Annotated in this window: 23 protein-coding genes and 1 tRNA gene; 20 read left to right on the top strand and 4 right to left on the bottom strand. The window is 65.2% G+C overall.

Going from position 1 to position 22780, the window contains the following annotated elements; all coding sequences use genetic code 11:
- Window positions 1-63 precede the first annotated feature (63 nt).
- Together L0C21_RS06660 and L0C21_RS06655 are read left to right on the top strand one after the other, a co-directional pair.
- Entirely contained in the window at window positions 64-750 is a 687-nt protein-coding gene (locus L0C21_RS06660) for a head GIN domain-containing protein (protein ID WP_259277614.1), read from the top strand.
- 45 nt (window positions 751-795) lie between these two features.
- Window positions 796-1452 (top strand): head GIN domain-containing protein, encoded by a 657-nt coding sequence (locus L0C21_RS06655; protein WP_259277613.1) that lies wholly within the window; start codon window positions 796-798, stop codon window positions 1450-1452.
- Window positions 1453-2139: 687 nt separating this feature from the next.
- On the opposite strand, the gene L0C21_RS06650 is transcribed toward L0C21_RS06655, so the two are convergent.
- Genes L0C21_RS06650 through mgtE form a run of 3 tightly spaced genes read right to left on the bottom strand, consistent with a single transcriptional unit; the run spans window position 2140 to window position 4781 of the window.
- A complete protein-coding gene (locus L0C21_RS06650) occupies window positions 2140-2574 on the bottom strand; it encodes a DUF1489 family protein (RefSeq protein ID WP_259277612.1) in 435 nt (144 codons plus the stop codon).
- The gene (locus L0C21_RS06645) at window positions 2571-3359 is read right to left on the bottom strand and encodes a response regulator (RefSeq protein ID WP_259277611.1); all 789 of its coding nucleotides are present in this window, start codon (window positions 3357-3359) and stop codon (window positions 2571-2573) included. Before L0C21_RS06645 ends, L0C21_RS06650 begins: the two co-directional genes overlap by 4 nt.
- Window positions 3360-3365: 6 nt before the next feature.
- Window positions 3366-4781 carry a magnesium transporter gene (gene mgtE, locus L0C21_RS06640; RefSeq protein WP_259277610.1) on the bottom strand — a complete coding sequence of 472 codons (1416 nt, stop codon included), beginning with the start codon at window positions 4779-4781 and terminating at the stop codon, window positions 3366-3368.
- 327 nt (window positions 4782-5108) lie between these two features.
- Here mgtE and L0C21_RS06635 point away from each other — a divergent pair, with 327 nt between their 5' ends.
- Window positions 5109-5858 (top strand): PEP-CTERM sorting domain-containing protein, encoded by a 750-nt coding sequence (locus L0C21_RS06635; protein WP_259277609.1) that lies wholly within the window; start codon window positions 5109-5111, stop codon window positions 5856-5858.
- Between the two features lie 169 nt (window positions 5859-6027).
- On the opposite strand, the gene L0C21_RS06630 is transcribed toward L0C21_RS06635, so the two are convergent.
- Window positions 6028-6112, bottom strand: a tRNA-Leu gene (locus L0C21_RS06630).
- Window positions 6113-6264: 152 nt separating this feature from the next.
- Between L0C21_RS06630 and L0C21_RS06625 the strand changes: the two genes are divergently transcribed.
- The 17 genes from L0C21_RS06625 to L0C21_RS06545 all read left to right on the top strand — a co-directional run bounded on the left by L0C21_RS06625 (window position 6265) and on the right by L0C21_RS06545 (window position 22502).
- On the top strand, window positions 6265-6723 hold the full coding sequence (locus L0C21_RS06625) for a (2Fe-2S)-binding protein (protein WP_259277608.1): 459 nt from the start codon (window positions 6265-6267) through the stop codon (window positions 6721-6723).
- 4 nt (window positions 6724-6727) lie between these two features.
- A complete protein-coding gene (locus tag L0C21_RS06620; protein WP_259277607.1) occupies window positions 6728-6874 on the top strand; it encodes a hypothetical protein in 147 nt (48 codons plus the stop codon).
- Between the two features lie 62 nt (window positions 6875-6936).
- A complete protein-coding gene (locus L0C21_RS06615) occupies window positions 6937-8940 on the top strand; it encodes a xanthine dehydrogenase family protein molybdopterin-binding subunit (RefSeq protein ID WP_374940224.1) in 2004 nt (667 codons plus the stop codon).
- Window positions 8941-9225: 285 nt separating this feature from the next.
- A complete protein-coding gene (locus tag L0C21_RS06610; protein ID WP_259277606.1) occupies window positions 9226-10008 on the top strand; it encodes a DUF4145 domain-containing protein in 783 nt (260 codons plus the stop codon).
- Between the two features lie 289 nt (window positions 10009-10297).
- Window positions 10298-11434, top strand: a complete 1137-nt coding sequence (gene alr, locus L0C21_RS06605) for an alanine racemase (protein WP_259277605.1) — start codon at window positions 10298-10300, stop codon at window positions 11432-11434.
- A complete protein-coding gene (locus L0C21_RS06600; protein ID WP_259277604.1) occupies window positions 11431-12216 on the top strand; it encodes an MlaE family ABC transporter permease in 786 nt (261 codons plus the stop codon). Before alr ends, L0C21_RS06600 begins: the two co-directional genes overlap by 4 nt.
- Window positions 12213-12995 (top strand): ABC transporter ATP-binding protein, encoded by a 783-nt coding sequence (locus L0C21_RS06595; RefSeq protein ID WP_259277603.1) that lies wholly within the window; start codon window positions 12213-12215, stop codon window positions 12993-12995. Before L0C21_RS06600 ends, L0C21_RS06595 begins: the two co-directional genes overlap by 4 nt.
- Window positions 12996-13797: 802 nt before the next feature.
- A complete protein-coding gene (gene radA / locus L0C21_RS06590; RefSeq protein WP_259277602.1) occupies window positions 13798-15168 on the top strand; it encodes a DNA repair protein RadA in 1371 nt (456 codons plus the stop codon).
- Window positions 15169-15180: 12 nt separating this feature from the next.
- Window positions 15181-15807, top strand: a complete 627-nt coding sequence (locus L0C21_RS06585) for a CvpA family protein (RefSeq protein ID WP_259277601.1) — start codon at window positions 15181-15183, stop codon at window positions 15805-15807.
- Window positions 15808-15875: 68 nt separating this feature from the next.
- Complete coding sequence (cysS, locus tag L0C21_RS06580) at window positions 15876-17219, top strand: cysteine--tRNA ligase (protein ID WP_259277600.1); 1344 nt, start codon at window positions 15876-15878, stop codon at window positions 17217-17219.
- A 107-nt stretch (window positions 17220-17326) separates the two neighbouring features.
- A complete protein-coding gene (locus tag L0C21_RS06575; protein ID WP_259277599.1) occupies window positions 17327-18259 on the top strand; it encodes a polysaccharide pyruvyl transferase family protein in 933 nt (310 codons plus the stop codon).
- Between the two features lie 47 nt (window positions 18260-18306).
- On the top strand, window positions 18307-18762 hold the full coding sequence (locus tag L0C21_RS06570; RefSeq protein WP_259277598.1) for an iron-sulfur cluster assembly scaffold protein: 456 nt from the start codon (window positions 18307-18309) through the stop codon (window positions 18760-18762).
- A gap of 104 nt (window positions 18763-18866) precedes the next feature.
- Window positions 18867-19241, top strand: a complete 375-nt coding sequence (locus L0C21_RS06565; protein WP_259277597.1) for a 6-pyruvoyl trahydropterin synthase family protein — start codon at window positions 18867-18869, stop codon at window positions 19239-19241.
- Window positions 19242-19636: 395 nt separating this feature from the next.
- Complete coding sequence (gene recR, locus L0C21_RS06560; RefSeq protein WP_259277596.1) at window positions 19637-20230, top strand: recombination mediator RecR; 594 nt, start codon at window positions 19637-19639, stop codon at window positions 20228-20230.
- Between the two features lie 163 nt (window positions 20231-20393).
- Window positions 20394-20909, top strand: a complete 516-nt coding sequence (gene def, locus L0C21_RS06555) for a peptide deformylase (protein WP_259277595.1) — start codon at window positions 20394-20396, stop codon at window positions 20907-20909.
- Between the two features lie 122 nt (window positions 20910-21031).
- The gene (locus tag L0C21_RS06550) at window positions 21032-21199 is read left to right on the top strand and encodes a hypothetical protein (RefSeq protein ID WP_259277594.1); all 168 of its coding nucleotides are present in this window, start codon (window positions 21032-21034) and stop codon (window positions 21197-21199) included.
- Window positions 21192-22502, top strand: coding sequence for a hemolysin family protein (locus L0C21_RS06545; RefSeq protein ID WP_259277593.1), 1311 nt, complete (start codon window positions 21192-21194; stop codon window positions 22500-22502). Before L0C21_RS06550 ends, L0C21_RS06545 begins: the two co-directional genes overlap by 8 nt.
- The last annotated feature ends 278 nt before the right edge of the window (window positions 22503-22780 follow it).

The raw sequence follows: 22780 nt of genomic DNA, 5'->3' as shown, positions 1-22780 counted from the left end.
GAATATTACCAACGGATGATATTAGTTCATCCGCTGGCCGGGGATACTGCTCAGGGAGGAAAAATGCGTTCCAAGGTCGTTCTGGTGTCGGTTATCGGTGTCCTCCTGGGTGCTGCGGCCATCGCCGCTATCGTTCGCTCCTCGGCACACAAGGAAGCCGATACGTCCGGCACCGCGCACCGCCGGATCGAGGCCACGGACTTCACCGGCCTGTCCTTCAAGGGAGCCATCAACGTCAACGTGACCCAGGGCGAGACGCCCAGCGTCGTCGTCACCGGCAGCGAGGCGGCGCTGGAGCGGTTCCGGTCGCAGGTGAGGGACGGCGTGCTCTACCTTGAGCAGCAGGAAGCGAAATCGATCGAATTCCGCGAAAAAACCGTCGTCGATATCGTCATGCCCACCCTCACCGGGCTGGTCGTCAACGGCGCGGGCAATGTGGATATCAGCGACATGGCGCTGGACAAGATCGTCCTGCAAATCAACGGCGCGGGCAATCTCGAGGCCAGCGGCACCTGCGACCAGCTCACCGTCGGCATCACCGGCGCGGGCAACGTCAACGCCAGGAATTTGAAATGCCATACCGTGTCGGCGGAGCTGGCCGGTGCGAGCAACCTTGATGTCTTTGCCGATGAAAGCCTGCAGGGCCACCTTTATGGCGTCGGCAACATCGATGTCTACGGCAACCCCAAGGCCCGCGCGGCGGACCGCTTCGGCATCGGCGAGATCACCTATCACGACACGGCACAGTAACGCCCGGCCGCACCATCGCCAGCCGTCCATCTGAGGAGAAAAAGAATGCGCCTGAAAACCATCGCCCTCGTTGCGTTCAGCTCCCTGTCTGTTGCCACGGCCGTCGCCATCGCCGCCCCCAACCGCGCGGCGGTCATCGAGCGCCAGATCGACGCCAAGGGCTTCACCGGCGTGTCGCTGGAAGGCTCGATGGATGTCCGCATCCAACAGGGCGATAAAATCTCGGTCGTTGCCAGAGGCAGCCAGGCCGCGCTCGATGACCTGGAACCGAAGGTGGACGACGGCGTGCTGCGCCTGAAGCAAAAGCAGGGCAGCCGGACGGACAGGCTCACCGTCACCGTTACCATGCCGGACCTGCGCTCGTTCCTGCTGGCGGGCTCGGGCGACGTGGCGATGAACAGCCTGAAGGCGGACGAGCTGGAGATAAAGATCGCCGGCTCCGGCGACATCGCCGCCAATGGCACCTGCACGTCCCTCACCATCAACGTGGCGGGCTCGGGCAACATCCGCGCGAAAGACCTGCGCTGCGATTCCGTTGCCATCCGCATCGCGGGCAGCGGCGATGTCTCCGCCTACGCGAGCCAGAGCTTCTCCGCCCGCGTGATGGGCTCGGGCGATATCGATGTCTACGGCAACCCCAAGGACCGCTCCAAGACCATCCTGGGCGGCGGCGGCGTCACCTACCACGCAGACGCAAGCTGAGCCGGTTCGATCGTTTTTCTTTCCGGGTTTGTTTTTTGCAGGCCAGGTTTGTTTTCGCAGGCCAGGTTTGTTTTCACAGGCCAGGTTTGTTTTCACAGGAGGGTCGCTCAGCCAGTGGCTTCGCCCCTCCTGCATCTCCCGTTTCGTTTGAACCAGCCGCGCCCTGCCCCAGCGGTTACGGCCCTTTGGATCCGGGAATCACGGGGGCGCATCCGGCTGCATCCAGCCCCACCCATCGGCGCAAATTCCGAACATTTATAATTTTAGAATGATTTTAAGGAGCAATTGTATCGGTACGCACGGCCGCTTCCAGAAGCCACGGCCCAATCAGCCACAATCGGCCGCATAGCGAGCGGGCCGCACGTCGTCTGGATCAGGAGCCTTAACCGATTGCGCTCCGCCCCGCCTGCCCGGAAGCCTGTCCGCTTGGCCGCCCGCGCGTCCGAAAACCGCCTGCCCGGCGTTCCGCCCATCCGAAAGCCCGCGCGCCCGGCAGCAACGGGTCGGGCTCTTCCCCAACCCGCGCGCCCCGCTCCACACCCCCCGCGCCTCTTCTTTCGGCAAAGTGTCGTAGATGACATGGAGACTCCGCCGCTCCAGCAATCGCCGGAAACACGTCCCGTTCGAACGAAATGGGGGTCGCAGGGGGAACGCGTTCTTCCTGCAAAAACCAAGGGACATGCGCCCCTACAGCAGGCACAGCTCCCTGAGTTCCTTCAGCAGCGCGGGCGGCAGCTCGGTGATGCCTGCGCCCGCTCCTGCTCCGCCGAGATCGGGCGGCACATCCGCGCCTTCCAGGTATCGCCAGCCCTGGTGCGGGCGGCGCGGCTGCGGCATCACCGGAATGACCTCCGGGTTCAGGTGGATGAGGCAATGGGTTTGCCCTTCGATTTCGAGGGGTTCGAAGCCGAGGATTTCCTGCCGCGCCGCGATCTGCCGCTTGATGACCCAGTAGAGCGAGCCGCCGTCCAGCAGTTCCGCGTCGCGCTTGGGGGCGTGGCGGGTGCGGTGGCGGCACACCAGCCGGCCATCCGCCCGCTGGATCGCCGACCGGCGCTGGTAATCCGTCAGGTCTTCCAGGCTGTCGACGCCGACAGCCATCTTTATCAGATGCACGCTCATGTCACGCTCACGCTCAACGTTGCGGCGGCATGGGCGAAGGCCATGTCGCGCCGCCTCAACTCCGCCAGTCGGGGCATCTCTTCCTTGAGGAGCCGGTCGCCCCACGGCAGGTCCAGCCACCGCACCACCTCAACGAGGGCATCGACCCGTTGCAGCTGGTTCAGCCAGCAGGTGCGCGCCAGAATGCCCAGCACCCGGTCGAGCACGCCGAGGAAGCGCACCCGGTCCAGCGCCTGCGTGCCGAAGCCCTCCGGCGCGGCGGCGATCTGGTCGGCCATCACCATGGCGGCCCACTCCACCAGCAGGTCGCGCCGGCGCCGCAGCTGCTGCACCGGCAAGTCCTGCGGCATCAGCCGGTCCATCGTCTCCAGCGCCGCTATGCGGATGTGCTCCGGGAGCGCACGGAACGGCCCCTCGGTCCAGAAGCGCACCCGGCCCATGAAGGTGCCGAAGGCCATGCCCTTCACCAGGAAGTCGTCAACGCCCGCCCGCAGCCCGGCGCGCACCATGGCGGCGTCATCGTCGCCGCTGATGAGGATGACCGGGCAGGTCTTGGCTCCGCGGTCCACCAGCGCCTCGACCAGCCCCACGCCGGTCATGCCCGGCATGTGGTAGTCGGTCAGAACCAGCGCGGCCGGCGCGCGGTCGATTTCCTCCAGCGCCTCATAGCCGTCGGAGGCGTAGCGCGGATGGAACCCCATGGTCTCCACCGCCCGCCCGAGCAGCCGCATCACCAGCGGTTCATCGTCCACCATCAGAACGGATGGCTTCGCATTTCCGTCCATTGCCGCCTACTGCAGGTTGGCCAGCCCCACGGCGGTTGCCAGCCCCAGGAACGCCAGAAAGCCCATGACGTCGGTGGTCATGGTCACAAACACCGATGAGGCCACGGCCGGGTCCACCTTCAGCCGGTGCATGGTCAAGGGCACCAGCACGCCGGCCAGCCCGCCGACCAGGATGTTGACCACCATGGCAACGGCGATCACCAGCCCCAGGCCAACCGTGTGGAAGTAAAGCGCGGTCAGCACGCCCACCAGGATGGCGAGCAGCGTGCCGTTGAGCAGCGCCACCCTCGTCTCGCGCATGACGATGCGGGTCGCATTGCCCGCCGTCAGCTGGCCGGTGGCGAGCGCGCGCACGGCAACGGCCATGGTCTGGTTGCCCGCGTTGCCGCCGAGCGAGGCGACGATGGGCATGAGGATGGCGAGCGCCACCAGCTTCTCGATAGAGGCCTCGAACAGGGCGATCACCAGCGAGCCGATGATGGCGGTGCCGCAGTTGACCACCAGCCAGCGCACGCGGGTCATGGCGGTGCTGACGACGGGCTCGTTGATGTCGCCCTCGCCCACGCCGACGAACTTCAGCGCGTCTTCCTGCGCCTCTTCGGAGATGATGTGCACCACGTCGTCGACCGTAATCATGCCGACGAGGCGTCCCGCATGGTCCACCACCGCCGCCGAGATGAGGCCGTATTTCTGGAAGCGCAGGGCCAGCTCTTCCCGGTCCATGTCGACCGGGATCAGCGTCTGCTCGCGCTGCATCAGGTCGGCGACCATCACCGAGCGCGGGGAGCGCAGCACCCATGACAGGCGGATGGTCCCCACCGGATGGTGGCTCGCGTCAACGACGAAGATTTCCCAGAAATCCGTGGCCAGGTCCTGCTTCTCGCGCAGGAAGTCGATCAGTTGGCCCACGGTCCAATATTCGGGCACCGCGATCAGGTCGCGCTGCATTAGGCGGCCGGCCGAGTCCTCGGGGTAGGTCAGCGCCTCCTCGATGGCGGCGCGGTCCTCGGCGGGCATGGCGGAGAGCACCTGCTCCTGCTGGTCCGCCTCCAGGTCCTCGATGATGGCGACCGCGTCGTCGGTCTCCAGCTGGGTGACGACGTTGGCCAGGTCCGTCGGACCCATGACCTCGATCACCTCGTCGCGCACCCAGTCGTTGAGTTCGGCGACCGTATCCGCGTCCAGCCGGTCGCCCAGCGCCTGCACCAGGCGGGCGCGATGCTCCGCGCCGACAATCTCGATCAGGTCCGCAAGGTCGGCCGGGTGGAGCGTTTCCACCAGCTCCTGCACGCGGCCGGCATCGCCCTCGTCCGCCGCCGTGACAACGTCGTCGATGAAGTCACGACGCAGCCGGCCGCCCTCCAGCACCTCGCGGGGCGCCAGGTCCTCAGGCCCAATCTCGATGTCCGGCTGCTCGGTCATGTCAGGCTTATAACCCCTCGCCTGCCCAAGGAAAGCCTCTAACCTACATGTATTGCCGAGGCGCGCGAATTTTTGCGGCCAACGGCCCGCCAGGGCCGCCCGAACACCCCGCCCGAACACCCCGCCCGAACACCCCGCCTGAGGACGCGGCCCAACCGGCAGCCGCGCCGGCCACACAGGCAGCGCCAGCCTTGTCCGCGCCTGTTGTCGATATTTCTTACAAACGCGCAACGATTTTGCCACCGAAACGCGATAAAACCGCCATATTACGGGCGTGGCACAACATTTGCTTTAATCCCCTGGGATTAGTTTGCGAGGGATTGAGCAATGCTACGAGGAATTTGGGCGGCCGCCATCGCGGCGACCATTGGTCTGTTCTCGGCGCCGGCATCGGCCACTGTCTACTCGACCAGCGCCATGGTCGATCTGTTTGCCTTCTACCGTGCCGATGGCACGACCTTTGCCGAGTCCATTTCGGTGCCCGAGGCGGTCAACACCCTGGATGCCGATGGGCGCAACTACGAGCTGGTCGCGCTGCTCCGGCTCAGCGACTACGCGCTCGACATGCCGCCGCTCGGCCAGAATGCAACCTGGACGCTGTCCGCCACCGTTTCCGGCGGCGGCACCTACACGCCGGTTGGCGGCACCGAGACCATGTTCAACTTTCCCACGCTCGGCGGCGTCCTCACGACGTTCGAGTCGACGACCGACGATGTGGTGAACGACCTCATGACCCTTGCCTTCATCCTCAGCCAGTCGCTTCCGGGCTCCGGCTATCAGGATGGCGTCGGTGGCTATGTGACGGTGGGCGATTTCGACGGCGACCTGGCGACCTTCGACCCCGGCCTGGTTGGCGGCCTTCTCGAGGCGGATGACTTCTTCGTTTTCCTGAACGAGGGCCTGGGCCTTACGATCGACAATCCGCTGGGCTTTCTCTCCAGCGCCAATCTCAACCTGAACATTGAACTCTCGCTGGTTGCCGACGACGGCATCGCGGCGGTGCCCGAGCCTGCGGCCCTTGGCCTGCTCGGCGCTGGTCTTGTCGGCATCGCCTTTATGCGGCGTCGCAAGGCCTGATCGAGGCAAGATCGGTTCAAACTTGGGCGGCGCGCCAGCGCCGCCTTTTTTTTGCCCGGCAGCGCGGCCCGGCGTAAACGGCACGCAGAAAAGCCCCGCCCAGCCTTTCGGCCGGTCGATGCTTTAATGCTGCTTTTTAGAGAAAGCGCCCAACTGCTCGGGAGAGCACTGGTGCGGTCGAGAAGACTCGAACTTCCACGGGTTGCCCCACAGCGACCTCAACGCTGCGCGTCTACCAATTCCGCCACGACCGCACTTGTCTGGGGAGGCCCGGCTATAGCCAAAGCCGTTGCCGGGATCAATAGCTCCTTGAAGGCTTGTTGCAAATTTTCTGCTATGGCACTCTGTACGCCATAATAACGATAATCCTTACCTCCCCCACTCTCTTCATCGCAGGGACATTTGCATGATCACGATCAACGTGAATGGCCAGTCTCGCCAGCTCGACGTTGACCCGGAGACCCCCCTTCTCTGGGCACTGCGGGACGACCTTAAACTCACCGGCACCAAGTTCGGCTGCGGCATGGCCCAATGCGGCGCCTGCACCGTTCATCTGGACGGCCAGCCGATCCGCTCCTGCCAGCTTCCGGTCGGCAGCATCGGCGAGTCCGCCATCACCACCATCGAGGGGCTGAACGGCAAGGTGGCCGAAGCCGTCACCAAGGCCTGGCGCGATCTGGACGTGGTGCAGTGCGGCTACTGCCAGTCCGGCCAGATCATGTCGGCCGTCGCGCTCCTCAACGAGACGCCGAAACCGACGGACGACGACATCGACGCCGCGATGGATGGCAACATCTGCCGCTGCGCCACCTATGTTCGCATCCGCAAGGCCATCAAGGCTGCGGCCTCAACGCTGGAGGCCTGAGACCATGTATCAGAAATTCGATCTTCCGGGCCGGAACGCCGCCTCCGGCAACGCTCCGCGCGTGGACCGTCGCCGCTTCCTCGCCCTCACCGGCGCGGGGCTGACGCTGGCGCTCCTGCCCGAATCGGCCACCGCCGCCGCGCAGGGCTGACCGCCGGCACCGGCCTTGAGGCGACGCCCTTCATCCGCATCAGCCCGGACAACACCGTCACCGTGCTCGCCAAGCACCTGGAGATGGGCCAGGGCACCTGGTCGGGCCTCGCCACCATCGTGGCGGAGGAGCTGGACGCCGACTGGTCCCAGATGCGGGCCGAGGGCGCGCCTGCCCGCGTGCCGGATTATGCCAACCTCGCCTTCGGCACGATTCAGGGCACGGGCGGCTCCACCGCCATGTTCAACTCGTGGGAGCAGCTCCGCAAGGCCGGCGCCACCGCGCGGGCCATGCTGGTCAGCGCCGCCGCCCGCAAGTGGGGCGCGCAGCCGTCGGAAATCACGGTGGAGCGCGGCGTCGTCCGCCACGCCGCCTCAGGCAAGCAGGCCACCTTCGGCGAACTGGCGACCCTCGCTTCCAGCGAGACGGTGCCCGCCACCGTCCCCCTCAAGGACCCGAAGGACTTCACGCTGGTGGGCAAGCGCATCCACCGGCTGGACAACAACGCCAAGACCGACGGCACGGCGGTCTACGGCATCGACATGGCGCCCGAGGGCACCATGACGGCCGTCATCCAGCGCGCGCCCCGCTTCGGCGGCAAGGTGAAGAGCTTCGATGCCGCGGCGGCCAGGGCCGTGCCCGGCGTCGTTGATGTGGTGCAGGTGCCAAGCGGCGTCGCCGTCGTCGCAAAGAACACCTTCGCCGCCATCAAGGGCCGGGAAGCGCTCACCGTCGAGTGGGATGAAACCGCCGCCGAGAAGCGCGGCACCGCCGAACTCACCGCCGAGTACCGCAAGCTGGCCGAGGCCGGGGGCGGCATGCTCGTCGGCGAGACCGGCAAGCCCGCCGAGGCGATGGCCTCCGCCGCCAAGGTGGTCGAGGCCACGTTCGAGTTCCCCTTCCTCGCCCATGCGTCCATGGAGCCGATGACCGGCTGGGGCCGCCTCACCAAAGACGGCGCCGAGCTGGCCGGCGGCTTCCAGTTCCACACCATAGACCAGGGCAACGTGGCCAAGGTGCTGGGCCTCGCGCCGGAGAAGGTCAACCTCACCACCATCGTCTCGGGCGGCAGCTTCGGCCGGCGCGCCAACTTCCAGTCCGACTGGGTGGTGGAGATCGCCAACATCCTCAAGGCGACCGGCGGCAAGTATCCGGTGCGCCTCGTCTGGACCCGCGAGGACGACGTGACCGGCGGCTACTATCGCCCCATGGCCGTTCACAAGGTGAAGGCGGGCCTCTCCGCCTCCGGCGACGTGGTGGCGTGGGACCAGACCATCGTTCATCAGTCCATCCTCGCCGGAACGCCCTTCTCACCCGCCGACAAGCCGGACGGCGCGGCGGTCGAGGGCAACGTGCTGGAGCAGTACGCCCTGCCCGCCGCCCGCGTCACCTGGGTCGCCCCCAAGGTCGGCGTGCCGGTGCTGTGGTGGCGCTCGGTCGGCCACACCCACAACGCCTACGTGAAAGAGGTGATGATCGACCAGCTGGCCGAGGCCGCCGGGCAGGACCCGGTCGCCTTCCGCCTCAAGCTGCTGGAGAAGCACCCGCGCATCGCGGGCGTCCTCAAGCTCGCCGCCGAGAAGGCGGGCTGGGGCAAGCCGCTGCCGAAGGGTCGCTACCGGGGCGTCGCGGTGCAGGAGTCGTTCCGCTCCTACGTCGCGCAGGTGGCCGAGATCAGCTATGACGGCAAGGACTTCCGCGTCGAGCGAGTCGTCTGCGCCGTGGACTGCGGCATCGCCATCAACCCGGACATCGTTGCCGCCCAGATGGAAGGCGGCATCGGCTTCGGCCTGGGCGCGGCGCTCTCCAGCGCCATCACCCTGGCCGATGGCGCGGTCGAGCAGACCAACTTCGACAGCTACCAGGTGCTCCGCATGAGCGGCAGCCCGCGCGAGGTGGAGGTGCACATCCTCCCCTCCGCCGAAGCCCCCCACCGGCGTCGGCGAGCCGGGCGTGCCGCCCATCGCCCCGGCCGTGGCCAACGCCCTTGCCGCCGCCACCGGCAAGCGCTTCTACAAGCTGCCGTTCGCCGACCAAGTTCTGGCCTGATCGAACGACCAGCCTGACGAACAACGCCGATCCGCTTATCCGCGGGTCGGCGTTTTTCTTTCCGGCCAGCCGCTCCGCCTCAGACGCACTGATCCCGCCACCGCCGTGCAAAATCCAACGATGAGAAAGAGCAAGACGCGGCACGCCTACCAACCGGCACACATTCATGTGTTTCTATAAGCGTTGTCTGTGAAGCAGATACTCCTCAATAAATCTACTACCTCTCCACAAAATGTTATAATCTGAACGCATCTGGGTGATACAGATTTAATAACTATGTGACGTTCAGATCTGGAGAGACAATGGCAAGTTTCAATTGGACATGCCCTTATTGCCAGCGAGCCCAAACGGTTGTTCCGGCTCGATTCGATGATATTAATGTGCCAATAACCGTAGGCAAAACTGCTGAAGGCACGATTAGCGGGTGCATTTCAGCGATTGCATGCTCTAACCCTGCATGTAATAAAACTACTATAAGTTTTTCGGTACGAAAAAATAGAGGCCCCAATCTTAATCACACCATCATTTCAGATTATCCAGCACTCTTCTCAAGACAAGTGCTTCCCGAAGGTTCAGCCAAGCCTCAACCAGACTATATTCCTGCACCATTGGTTGAGGATTACGTAGAAGCCTGTTTAATCCGGGAAATGAGCCCCAAAGCTGCGGCAACACTCGCACGCCGCTGCATTCAAGGAATGATCCGTGACTTCTGCAAAATTACAAAGAGCCGACTGGTTGACGAAATCAACGCTCTTCGAGATGCCGTAAATTTGGGCAATGGACCGGCGGGTGTAACCATCGAGACCGTCGAAGCCATCGATCATGTGCGCTCAATCGGGAACATTGGTGCACACATGGAAAAGGACATAAACTTGATTGTCCCGGTTGATTCCGGAGAAGCTCAAGCGCTGATTGAGTTAATCGAAATGTTGTTTGAAGAATGGTATGTAGCTCGACACACGCGTCAGCAAAAACTAGCTGAAATCAGCAAAATAGGCACCGAAAAGAAGCAACTAATTGCGGATGGCCAGGCTGAAACGAAAGCCTTGGCCGCGCCTTTGCCTGAAAAGGCAGCATTGCAATAATTTGAATTATAATACGATAACGAATTCAGGCCGTCAAAACCGACCCCAGTTTCAAGAGCCTCCTGAAACACAATCCAGTCATTCACCGTCACCGGAGAATACCGGACACACGGCCCGAAAAACGAAGGGGTGCAGGGGTCCAAGACCCCTGCATTCTTCTTTGCCCTTATTTCCCCCTGAGGACCAGGGGTCCAAATCCCCTGCAAATCTTTTCAATCTCACACTGCTCCATACCCCCTCCCGCCGCGTGCCATTTGCCTTTCACCCGCCCGCCCGCTATCGGTTCGCCATGACCATGCCTCCCGCCTCCCGCCTGCGCCTCAGCGTCGATCTGGACGCGCTTGGCAGCAATTACCGCGCTCTGGCGCGGCTTGCGGGGCCTGCGGCGTGCGCCGCCGCCGTGAAGGCGGAGTGCTACGGCCTGGGGCTGGAGCAACCCGCCCGCCGTTTGTGGGCGGAAGGCTGCCGGGATTTCTTCGTTGCCACCTTGCCCGAGGCGGCGCAGCTGCGCGCCCTGCTGCCGGAGGCGCGCATCCACGTGCTGAACGGCGTGCTGGAGGGGGAAGTGGCGGCCTTCCGCGCCCTGAGCGCCCAGCCCGTGCTGAACACGCCCGAGCAGGTCGCCTTGTGGCGGCAGGCGGGCGGCGAGCGGCCTGCCGACCTGATGCTCGATACCGGCATGAACCGCCTCGGGGTGCGCCCAGAGGAAGTTGCCGGGCTCGACCTCTCAGGGCTCAACCTCGACATTGCGCTGAGCCACTTCGCCTGCGCGGATGAGCCGGGCCACCCCCTCACCCGCCGTCAGGCAGACAGGTTCGCCGCCCTGTCCGCAGGCCTGCCCGCCCGTCGCCGCAGCCTTGCCAACTCGGCTGGCATCGTGGAGGCGCCCGCTGCCCTCTTCGATCTCGCCCGCCCCGGCATCGCCCTTTACGGCGGCGTGGTTCACCCGGCACTGGAAGGCGTCCTCCGGCCCGTGGCAAAGGCCGAGGCGCAGGTCATCCAGGTAAAGACCGTACCCGCCGGCGAGACGGTCGGCTACAACGCCACCTGGGCCGCTGCCGCCCCCACCCGCCTCGCCACCCTGGCGATCGGCTATGCGGATGGCTACCTGCGCGGCTTCTCCAGCCGGGGCCAGGTTGTGGTGCGCGGCGTGCGCTGCCCGGTTGTCGGGCGCGTCTCGATGGATCTGGTCACGGCCGATATCAGCGCCGTGCCTGCCGTCCAGCCGGGGGACTGGGCAACGCTGCTGGGCGATGGCATCCCTCTGGCTGAGGCTGCGCTCTGGTCGGGTTTGTCGCAATACGAGTTGCTTACCCTGTTGGGCCACCGCTATGAGCGGCATTATTGTGCTGAACGTCCAGCTGTTCGGGAAACCGAGGCGCCACACCCTGAAGCGCCGGAACATGAGGCAAGAGTGACCCTGTGACCCTGATCATTGACTTCCTGTCGATCATAGGCCGGGTGTTCCTGGCCGGGCTCGCATCGATCGGCCGCCTGGCGAAGTTCGCCGGGCTTGCCATCAGCCATATCGTGCGCCCGCCCTTCTATTTCGGCCGCATGGTCGAACAGATGCTCTCCATCGGCTACTTTTCGCTGCCGGTGGTTGGCCTCACCGCCTTCTTCACCGGCGCGGCGCTGGCCCAGCAGATCTTCGTCGGCGGCTCGCGCTTCAACGCCGAAAGCGCGGTGGCGGCGGTCACGGTCATCGCCATGGTGCGCGAGCTGGGCCCGGTGCTCGGCGGCCTCATGGTCGCGGGCCGGGTTTCCTCCTCCATGGCGGCGGAGCTGGGCACCATGCGCGTCACCGAGCAGATCGACGCCATGACCACCCTCTCCACCGATCCCTTCAAGTATCTCATCGTGCCGCGCATCGTGGCAGCGGTGATCGTGATGCCGCTCTTGACGCTGGTCGCCAACATCATCGGCGTTCTGGGCGGCTTTCTCATCGCCACCGAGCGGCTGGGCTTCAACCCGGCCAACTACCTCAAGGTCACCCAGCAGTATCTTGAAGCCGACGACGTGATCTCCTCGCTGGTCAAGGCGGCGGTGTTCGGCCTCGTCATCGCGCTGATGGGCTGCTACCACGGCTTCAAATCCACCGGCGGCGCTGCGGGCGTCGGCCGCGCCACCACCAACGCGGTGGTCTCGGCCTTCATCCTCATCCTGTTCTCAAACCTTGTCATCACGGTTCTGGTCTTCGGCTCATGACGGATGTTGCTTCCCCCAAGATCGTCGTCAACGGCGTTGCCAAGCGCTTCGGCCCCAAGGTGGTGCTGGACGGCGTCAACCTCACCGTCGACAAGGGCCAGAGCCTGGTCATCATCGGCGGCTCGGGCACCGGCAAGTCGGTGCTGCTCAAGTGCATCCTGGGCATTCTCCGCCCGGATGCGGGCCGCATCCTCGTCGATGGCGAAAGCGTCGTCGGCCTGCGCGGCAAGGCCCGGGCCCAGGTGCTGGACAAGTTCGGCATGCTGTTCCAGGGCGCGGCGCTGTTCGACAGCCTCTCCGTCTGGCGCAACGTCTCCTTCGGGCTGATGCAGGGCCATGGGCTGAAGGCAAAAGAAGCGAAGGAAATCGCCATCGAGAACCTGCGCCGCGTCGGCCTCACGCCGGATGTGGCCGACCTGCGCCCCTCCGAGCTCTCGGGCGGCATGCAGAAGCGCGTCGGCCTCGCCCGCGCCATCGCCGCCAAGCCGGAGATCATCTTCTTCGATGAGCCCACCACCGGCCTTGATCCCATCATGGCCGATGTCATCAACGAGCTGATCGTCGAGCGCGTGCGCGACCTGGGCGCAACCACCCTCACCATCACCCACGACATGGCCTCCGCCCGCAAGATCGCGGATCGCATCGCCATGCTCTACAAGGGCAAGATCATCTGGGAAGGCCCCGCCGACCAGATCGACAACAGCGGCAACCCCTACGTCGACCAGTTCGTCAACGGCCGCGCCGAAGGCCCCATCCAGATGGACCTGATGAAGGGCTGAGGGCTTCTCGGGTCAGGTTTATTCTCAAGGGGGATCTATAAATCCCCCTTGCACCGCCTCTTCGTCTTCCGGGCCGCGCACAGGAAAACGCCGCGCCCGCTGGATGAGCTGGACTGGGCCGCACCCGCGCCAGAGGCTGCGCCTGCCGAGTGGTTGGAGGCATCCACCACGCTCGCCGGGAGGAAGCGCAACAGGCCGCACCTCAACACCCCGCAGCTCAAACATCCGGCAACTCAAACAACCGGCAACTCAAACAACCGGCAACTCAAACAACCGGCTGCTTAATCTGGCAAAGTGTCGTACCTGACACGACCAATCTGTCCACCCTAGCCGCATAGCCAACACCCGCCCGGCCGAACACAGCAGACGAACCCTCCTCCACCACCTCACGTCACAGGCAACGGCAAGTTGGCAGAGTGTCATATGTGACATGAAATTACCTGCCCGGCCGCGCATGAGGCACCTGGCTGAGCCCACAATCCACCCCCCTGCCGGCCCCCCGCAATCCACCGCCTCATTCCAGTCCACCTGCCGGGCCCCTGCTCCCCGGCCTCTTGACCTTGAATGATAGTAAGGAACTGTTGCTCCGTTCCGGCTCCGGCAATCTTCTGAAACGCGGCCCGATCACCCCCCCCCGCCTCCAGCAAGCGCCGGGCACACGTCCCGATAAAACGTAGGGGCTCAGGGGGCGAGCCCCCTGCAAAACAAGACCAAATTCATGCATACACACCCACCTTCCCTTGCCCCATCGCCCGCGCTTCCCTAATATCCAATACGAACATATCAGGAACACGCACACCCCATGGCCAAACCGCAAACCCGCTACGTCTGCCAATCGTGCGGCTCCATCCAGTCCAAGTGGATGGGCCAGTGCCCGGACTGTCAGGGCTGGAACACGCTTGAGCAGGACGCGGCCCCCACCGTCACGCCGTTCACCGCCAAGCACAGCCTGCGCTCGGGCGGGCGGCGGATCGAACTGGCGAGCCTGTCCAGCGACATCGAGCCCGCGCCCCGCCGTCCCGTCGGCATGGCGGAGTTCGACCGGGTGCTGGGCGGCGGCCTTGTGCCCGGCTGCGCGGTGCTGATCGGCGGCGACCCCGGCATCGGCAAGTCCACCATCCTCCTGCAAGCCGCCGCCCGCATTGCGGAGAAGGGCGGCTCGGTCGTCTACATCTCGGGCGAGGAGGCGGTGGATCAGGTCCGCATGCGCGCCGACCGGCTGGGCGTTGCCCAGATGCCGGTGCAGCTGGGTTCGGCGACGGCGGTGCGGGACATCCTCACCACCCTTGAGTCGCAGCCTGCCCCCACCCTGCTCGTGATCGATTCGATCCAGACGCTTTATTCCGACCAGCTGGAGGCCGCCCCCGGCACGGTCAGCCAGGTGCGCGCCGCCGCCCATGAGCTGATCCGCTACGCCAAGACCTCGGGCGCGTCGCTGGTACTCGTCGGCCACGTCACCAAGGACGGGCAGATCGCCGGTCCCCGCGTGCTCGAACACATGGTCGATACCGTGCTCTACTTCGAGGGCGAGCGCAGCCATGCCTTCCGCATCCTGCGCGCGGTGAAGAATCGCTTCGGCGGCACGGACGAGATCGGCGTGTTCGAGATGGGGGAGAAGGGCCTCGTTGAAGTCACCAACCCCTCCGCCCTGTTCCTGACGGACCGGGACCGGCCCGTTGCCGGCTCCGTCGTCTTCGCGGGCGTTGAGGGCACGCGGCCGGTGCTCGTCGAAATGCAGGCTCTGGTGGTGCGGGTGCCGTCGGGCGCCACACCCCGGCGCGCCGTCGTCGGCTGGGATTCGGGCCGCCTCTCCATGATTCTCGCCGTGCTGGAGGCACGCTGCGGCCTCGCCTTCTCCGGGCACGAGGTCTACCTCAACGTCGCGGGCGGTCTCAGGATCAGCGAGCCGGCGGCGGACATGGCGGTGGCCGCCGCCCTCGTCTCGGCGCTGGTGGACCGTCCTATGCCAAACGATCTCGTCGCTTATGGCGAAATCGCGCTGTCGGGGGAGATTCGCCCCGTGTCTCAAAGCGCCGCCCGCCTCAAGGAGGCCGCCAAGCTCGGCTTCACCCGCGCTTTTGTGCCGCCTCGTAGCAACAGTGGGCGCGAAATTGCCACGGTTGAGTTCACCAGCCTCGCCGGGCTGGTTGACCACCTCACCGCTGGGCTTTAACTCCGGATGTTGATGACTGCGTTCGACATCTTCTTCTTTGTGATCGTCGGGCTTTCGGGCCTGTACGGCATCAGCCGCGGGCTGGTGATGGAGGTCCTGTCCGTTGGGGCATGGGTTGCGGCGATTATCGCCCTCAAGTTCCTCTTCACCCCCGTGTCGGAGTGGATGCGCCAGTCCATCGGCAGCGACGCCGGCGGCGATCTGGCAGCGCTGGTCCTCATCATCCTCGTCACTGTGGCGCTGGTGCGCCTCATCGGCATGAGTCTGTCCCGCCGGGTCAAGGGCTCGGCGCTTGCGCCCATCGATCGGCTGGGCGGCGGCGGCTTCGGCGTGCTGCGCGGCCTCATCGTCATCTGCTTCATCTACATGTTCCTGGGGCTGTTCCTCGACCGGCATCAGCTTCCCAACTGGATCGGTGAGGCCAAGACCCACGGCGTTGTGGAAACCTCCAGCGATGCCCTGTCGAACTTCATCGGCTGGGTGCGGAACGATCACAGCCACGCGGGCGACTATGACTTCAGCGCCGGCGTGATCGATCCTGATGCCCCGCTCCTTGAGGACGACGGCTACACCGACCAGCAGCGCCGGGAGCTGAACGAGCTGTTCCAGAAAAGCTCGGACTCGGAAGTTAAAATCTGAAACGTCCACCCCTCTTCCTGCCCCGCGCCGTCTTGTGAAGCGGTTGATCCACGGCTAGGAAGCCTCTCATGGCACTGACGCTCTACAACACGCTCACGCGCACCAAGGAAGACTTCGTCCCCGCCGATGAGAAGCGGGTGACGATGTATGTCTGCGGCCCCACGGTCTATTCGCGGGCGCACATCGGCAACGCCCGCCCGCCCGTGGTGTTCGACGTGCTGTTCCGCCTGCTCCGCCGCCAATACGGCGAGAGCCACGTGGTCTACGCCCGCAACATCACGGACGTGGACGACAAGATCAACGCCGCCTCCAAGGCGCAGCAGGTGCCCATCAAGACCATCACGGACAAGTTCGAGGCCCTGTACCTTGAGGACATGGGGGCTCTCGGCGTCATCCGCCCGACGATGGACCCGCACGCCACCACCCACATCCCGCAGATGATCGAGATGATCCAGCGGTTGATCGAGGGCGGCTTCGCCTACGAGGCCGAGGGCCATGTGCTGTTCAACGTGCCCACCTATCCGGACTACGGCCGCCTCTCCAACCGCAACCGGGACGACATGATCGCCGGGGCCCGCGTGGAAGTGGCTCCCTACAAGCGCGACCCAGCCGACTTCGTGCTGTGGAAGCCCTCAAGCGATGACCTGCCGGGCTGGGAAAGCCCTTGGGGCCGTGGCCGCCCCGGCTGGCATATCGAGTGCTCGGCCATGATCCGCGCCCACCTGGGCGACAGCATCGACATTCACGCGGGCGGGCAGGACCTGATCTTCCCGCACCACGAGAACGAGATCGCCCAGTCCGTCTGCGCCACCGGCCACCGGCTGGCGCGCTACTGGCTGCACAACGGTTTCCTGTCGATCGACTCGGAGAAGATGTCCAAGTCCATCGGCAACATCCTCCTGGTGTCGGAGATTCTGGCTGGCGGCGTGCCCGGCGAGGTCGTCCGCTTCGCCCTGCTTTCTGCCCATTACCGCCAGCCGCTGGATTGGAACGACGCGCTCATCGACCAGTCACGCCGCACGCTCGATCGGCTCTATGGCCTGCTGCGCGGGGCAAACGTCGAAGCCGCTGCCGAACCTCCGGCCTCCGTGGTCGAGGCGCTGGAGGATGATCTCAACACCCCGCTCGCCCTCGCCGCGCTGGCGAAGCTGGCGGACGAGCGCGACCTTGCCGGTCTCAAGGCCGGCGCTGCCCTTCTCGGCCTCCTGCAGCAGGACGCGGAGGAGTGGTTCACCGGGGCTCGTGCCGACGCCGCCATCGATGCCGCCGCCATCGAGGCGAAGATCGCCGAGCGCGCGGCCGCCAAGAAGGCGCGGGACTTCGCCACCGCCGACCGCATCCGCGATGAACTGAAGGCGGCAGGCGTGGCGCTCGAGGACGGCCCCCAAGGCACCACCTGGAAGTGGGCCTGATCCAGGCCCGTCCATTGCCTTCCCGTCCCGGCTATGCAACAGGACTAATTCGGTTGCCGTAACGGCGCAGCGCTGCCCTTGCGGGCAGACAGCATGGAATCGGGTGAATGCAGACCAGCCAAACAGCCATGCGCGTGCGGGGCTATTACCACCGGGCGTCCTCCGGCGAGACCAACTTCGGCGATGATCTCAACGCCCTACTGCTGCCTCGCATCTTTCCGGGCATCGATGTTGGCAGCAGCGGCTCTGCCTGCCCCGATGTCATCCTCGGCTTCGGCACCATCCTCAATGTGCAGACCCGCGATGCCCTCAGCCATCATACGCGCAAGGTCGTCTTCTCCAGCGGCTATGGTTACGATCTCGGCCAGAAGGGCAGCTTCCGGCTGGGTGACGGCTGGGAAGTGCGCTCTGTTCGCGGGCCGCTGACCGCCGCCGCGCTCGGGCTGGAGGCGCATGCAGCCGTCACCGATGGCGCCATGCTCGCCGCCCGCCTGCTGCCCCAGTCCGCAGCCAGGGGCGCAAAGCCCGCGTTCATGCCGCACATCACCACGGCGCGCTTCGGCCGTGGCTACTGGGAAGCTCTCTGCGCCCGGCTGGGCCTCACCTACCTCGACCCGCGCGATCCCATCGATACCCTGCTCGCCCAAGTGGCCGAGGCCTCCTTCCTCGTCACCGAGGCCATGCACGGGGCCATCCTTGCCGATGCCTACCGCACCCCATGGGTGGCGCTCACCATCTGCGATGTCCTGCCCTTCAAGTGGCGGGACTGGTGCGCCTCCCTCGGGCTCGACTACCGCCCCATCGCCCTGCCGCCCGTCTGGCCGGAGCAAACCACCGGGCTCGTCGGCCGCGCCAAGCTGTTCTACAAGACGCGGACGATCGAGCGGCAGCTGGCCCGCATTCTCAGGGACCAGCCTGTCACACTCAGCACGGATGCCGTGCTGGCCGACCGGCTGGACGAGCTGGAGGCCCGCGCCGCCGCCATCCGAGCCGACCTCGACATGGCCGTCCAACCCATCGAGCAACCGGCCGGAATCTGACCGCCCGCCCCTTTTACATTTGGGTGGATCATCCTTACATTGGGCCCATGTCCGACCAGCTTTACAACACCCGCATCCTGCGCCTCGCTGCTTCCATCCCCCATCAGGAGCGGCTGGAAGCGCCGCAAGCCACGGTGCAGAAGGTCAGCCCCATCTGCGGCAGCCGCGTAACCGTGGACCTGTCGCTGGAAGACGGGCGCATCGCCCGCTTCGGGCAGGAAGTGCGGGCCTGCGCGCTGGGTCAGGCCGCCGCCTCGCTCGTCGGGCGCGGTGTCATCGGCCGCTCGGTCGCGGAACTCGCCGCGCTGCGGGATGCCATGCGCGCCTTCCTTGCAGGTAGCGCCATCGATTGGGCCACCTTCGAGAACGGCCGCTGGGCGGATCTGGAGATTTTCGCGCCCGCCGTCGCCTTCAAGTCCCGCCACGGCTCGATCCTGCTGGCCTTCGAAGCCAGCGCCGAAGCCGCCCTTGAGGCCGAAGCGAAAGCGCAGGCCGCCGCCTGACCCATGGCCGAAGCGAAGGCCAAAGCCGCCGCCTGACGCGGAATCCGCTCCCTGCAGCGCCGGAACACCTTGAGTCGCCGTTTGTTTTCTGCTTTACGCCCGCCATGCCCTACGAAATCACCAAAGGCTTCCTGTTCGACGCCGCCCACCAGCTGGCGTCCAATGTCACGCCCGGCCACATCTATGCCGGCGTGCACGGCCATTCGTTCGAGGCCGAACTGGCCTTCGTGGGCGAGCCAGACCCCGAAACCGGCTGGGTGAAGGACCTGGGCGAGATCGACCGCGTCCTGAACGCCATCCGCGACCAGCTCGACCACAAGTACCTCAACGAGGTGCCCGGCTTGGAGAAGCCGACGCTCGAGAACATCTGCGCCTGGATCTGGGACCGCGTAAAACCCTCCCTGCCCGAGCTGACCCGCGTCACCATCCGTCGCGGCTCCTTCCGCGAGGGCTGCACCTATACCGGCCCCGCCGCCTGAGGTTTTCTGATTTTGGTTTTTGCAGAGGGGCTTACCCCTCTGCACTCCCGCTCGTTTGTCGGGCCCCGCCTTGGATTGCGGTTGCGTCTTCTAGATCATCGGCTTCAAACGGCCGCGCCTGTGATCGACCGGCCACCCCTCCTCCCAGCGTCAGCAAAATCCAGCGTCAGCAAGATATTGAATGATTTTAAGGAGCACACACAGGCTCCTTTCAGCGCGGCCCAGCAAACCCTTTCCAGAAGCCTCCCCCGCTCCCACAAGCACGTCCCGATAAAACGAAGGGGGATCGTGCACACGGGGTCCGCGACCCCTTGGCAAACAAGCAATAAAACAACCATCTCAATCACTATCAGACGAGGCTTGCGGCGGGGCGTCCGGCACGTTACCTCCCATCCATGGCATCGCCCGAGATCGATCAACTGACCCAGATGCTCGCCAAGCTGCCCGGCCTCGGGCCGCGGTCGGCGCGGCGCGCCGTGCTGCATCTTCTGAAGAAGCGCGAGACCGTTCTGGTGCCGCTGATGGCGGCGCTTGCCAACGTCAACGAGCGGCTGACCACCTGTTCCGTTTGCGGAAACGTCGACACGCGTGACCCCTGCGGCGTCTGCCGGGATGACCGGCGCGACCGCACTTCGGTCTGCGTGGTCGAGGAAGTGGCGGACCTGTGGGCGCTGGAGCGCTCAGGGCTCTTTCGCGGCGTCTATCATGTGCTGGGCGGGCGACTTTCGGCGCTGGATGGCGTGCGCCCCGAGGATCTGGGCATCGACCGGCTGGTCGCCCGCGTCGGCCAGGGCGGCATCCATGAAGTCATTCTGGCCATGAACGCCACGCTGGAGGGGCAGACCACCGCCCACTATGTGGCGGATCGGCTGGCGACGACGGGCGTGAAGGTGACCCAGCTGGCCCACGGCGTGCCGGTCGGCGGCGAGCTGGATTATCTGGACGACGGCACCCTTGCCCAGGCGCTCAAGGCGCGGTTGCCCGTGTAACCTCGCTGCAGGCGCGGTTGCCGGCGTCATTCCTCCCCTATCCCGCGCGGGGAATCCTTCCGGAAATTCAGCCCTTGCCCTTTGGGCGCGCGTGCCTGATCTTGACCCTGGAACCCTGCGATCTTAGCTCTTGATCAACTCTTGTGTGCCAGTAAGGCGGAATATGGCCATTTTACCGATTATCGAAACCCCGGACCCGCGCCTTCGCGTCAAGTCCAAGCCCGTCGAGCAGGTCGATGATGCCCTGCGCCGGTTCATGGACGACATGCTGGAGACCATGTACGACGCCCCCGGCATTGGCCTTGCGGCCATCCAGGTGGGCGAGCCCATCCGGGTTCTCGTCATTGACCTCCAGGAAAACGACCAGAAGCAGCCCCGCTACTTCGTCAACCCGGAGATCATTTGGGCCTCCGAGGAGCTGTCCTCCTATGCCGAGGGCTGCCTGTCGGTGCCCGATGTCTACGGCGATGTGGAGCGTCCGGCGCGCATTCGCGTTCGTTATCTCGACTACAACGGCGAACAACGCGAGGAGGAGCTGGACGATCTGCTCGCCACCTGCCTCCAGCATGAAATGGACCACCTGGAGGGCATCCTTTTCATCGACCACCTCTCCAAGCTGAAGCGCGACATGCTGCTGCGGAAGCTTGAGAAAAACCGTCGCCAGCGCGGCGCGGCCTAAGGCCCTGGGTCAGGGGCCGGCCCGCACGGAAGCCAGAGGAAAGTACGAAATGCCCTTCCTCCGCACCATGCAGGCCCGCCCCGCCCACTGCCTCATCATCAACCTCAGGAGAAACACCATCCATGCCTGGTCAGACTTCCGGCTTCACGGCCGATAGCCCGTCCGGCGACGCCGAAGGCGACAGTTACAGCTACAGTTGCAGTCGCATCGGCTTCCATTCTTCTTTCAGCAGCTCTCTGCTCGTGATCGCGCGACCGGCAACCGGCCGGCGGGAGCAGCTCGATGGCTGACCCCTTCCCTTGGCTTGAGCTGGCCATCGTTCTTTTTCTCATCGTCCTGAACGGCTTCTTCTCCATGTCGGAGCTGGCCATCGTGTCGGCCCGCAGGGTGCGGCTGCAAATGCTGGCCGATGAAGGAGACAACGGCGCCGCCACCGCCCTGCATCTGGCAGAGGAGCCCACCCGCTTCCTCTCCACTGTGCAGGTGGGCATCACCATGGTCGGCATCCTCACCGGCGCCTATGGCGGGGCAACCCTGTCCGAGCCGGTGGCCCGCTGGCTGTCGGCCATTCCGGGCATCGGCAGCTACGCCGGCAGCATCGCCGTCGCCCTGGTGGTCATCCTCATCACCTACCTGTCGCTCATTGTCGGCGAACTGGTGCCCAAGCGCCTCGCGCTCAACCATGCCGAAGGCATCGCCCGCACCGTCGCTCGCCCCATGCGGCTGCTGTCGCAGGTGGGCGCGCCCATCGTCTGGCTGCTCCAGCGCTCGACCGAACTGGCGCTGAAGCTGATGGGCGTGAAGCCGCAGGAACAGCAGGTCGTCTCCCAGCAGGAGGTGCGCTCGCTCATCGCCGAGGGCACCGAAGCCGGCGTGTTCGACCCGGACGAGAAGGAGATGCTGGAGGCGGTCATTCGCGTCTCGGACCTTCCCGTCCGCGCTCTGATGACGCCCCGGCCCGAGCTGTTCTGGCTCGACATCAACGACGACATGAACGCCATCCGCCACGAAGTGGAAGAGAGCGGCCGCAGCCGCTTCCTCGTCTGCGAGGGCGAGCTGGACAAGTTTCTCGGCATCGTCGAGGCCAAGCAGTTGCTCGGCCAGTGCCTCAAGGGCGAAGGGCTGGAACTGCGCGCCCACCTCAAGAACCCGCCCGTGGTCCACGAGGCGACCCGCGTGCTCAAGGTGCTGGAGACCATCCGCCAGAGCGGCATCCACATTGCCGTGGTGGTCAACGAGTACGGTGGCGTTGAGGGCGTTGTTACCGCCACCGATATCCTGGCTGCCATCGGCGGCGGCCTGCCGGAGATGAACGAGCTGGAACGGCCCGACGCCGTGCAGCGCGAGGACGGCTCCTGGTTCATGGACGGGCGCATCGCCATCCACGAGGTCGAGCGCATCCTCGGCCGGGATGACCTCTCCGGCCACGGCGACTATACGACGCTGGCCGGCTTCATGCTCTGGCAGCTGGAACACCTGCCGGACGTAGCCGAAACCGTGGACTGGAACGACCTCTGCTTCGAGGTCGCCGACATGGACGAACACCGCATCGACAAGGTGCTCGTCCGCACCCGCCACGAGGCATCGGCGTAGGGGGCAAGTCAGCCCTTTAGGGAGTCTATTTCGCAGGAGGGTCTCAGGCCCTCCTGCACCTCCCCTCAGTAAGGGGCCGCGCCCTTCATACATCGCTGTGCTTGCTGGAATTCCAGGAACAGGGCCGCGCCCTTCCTCTTCACCGGCATTCCACCCCAGGTTTTCCCATACATTGAATGATTGTAAGGAGCGCTCGCACGGTCAGACTGATCTGGCGCGCCCCGACAACCCCGCCCCAAAGGAAAAGGCCGCGCCCTTTATGAAGGACACGGCCCTTT

Origin of the sequence: Pedomonas mirosovicensis (assembly GCF_022569295.1) — a bacterium.
Lineage (GTDB): Bacteria > Pseudomonadota > Alphaproteobacteria > Sphingomonadales > Sphingomonadaceae > Pedomonas > Pedomonas mirosovicensis.
Note: the sequence above shows the minus strand (reverse complement) of the source record. Positions and strands in the feature narration are given on the sequence as shown.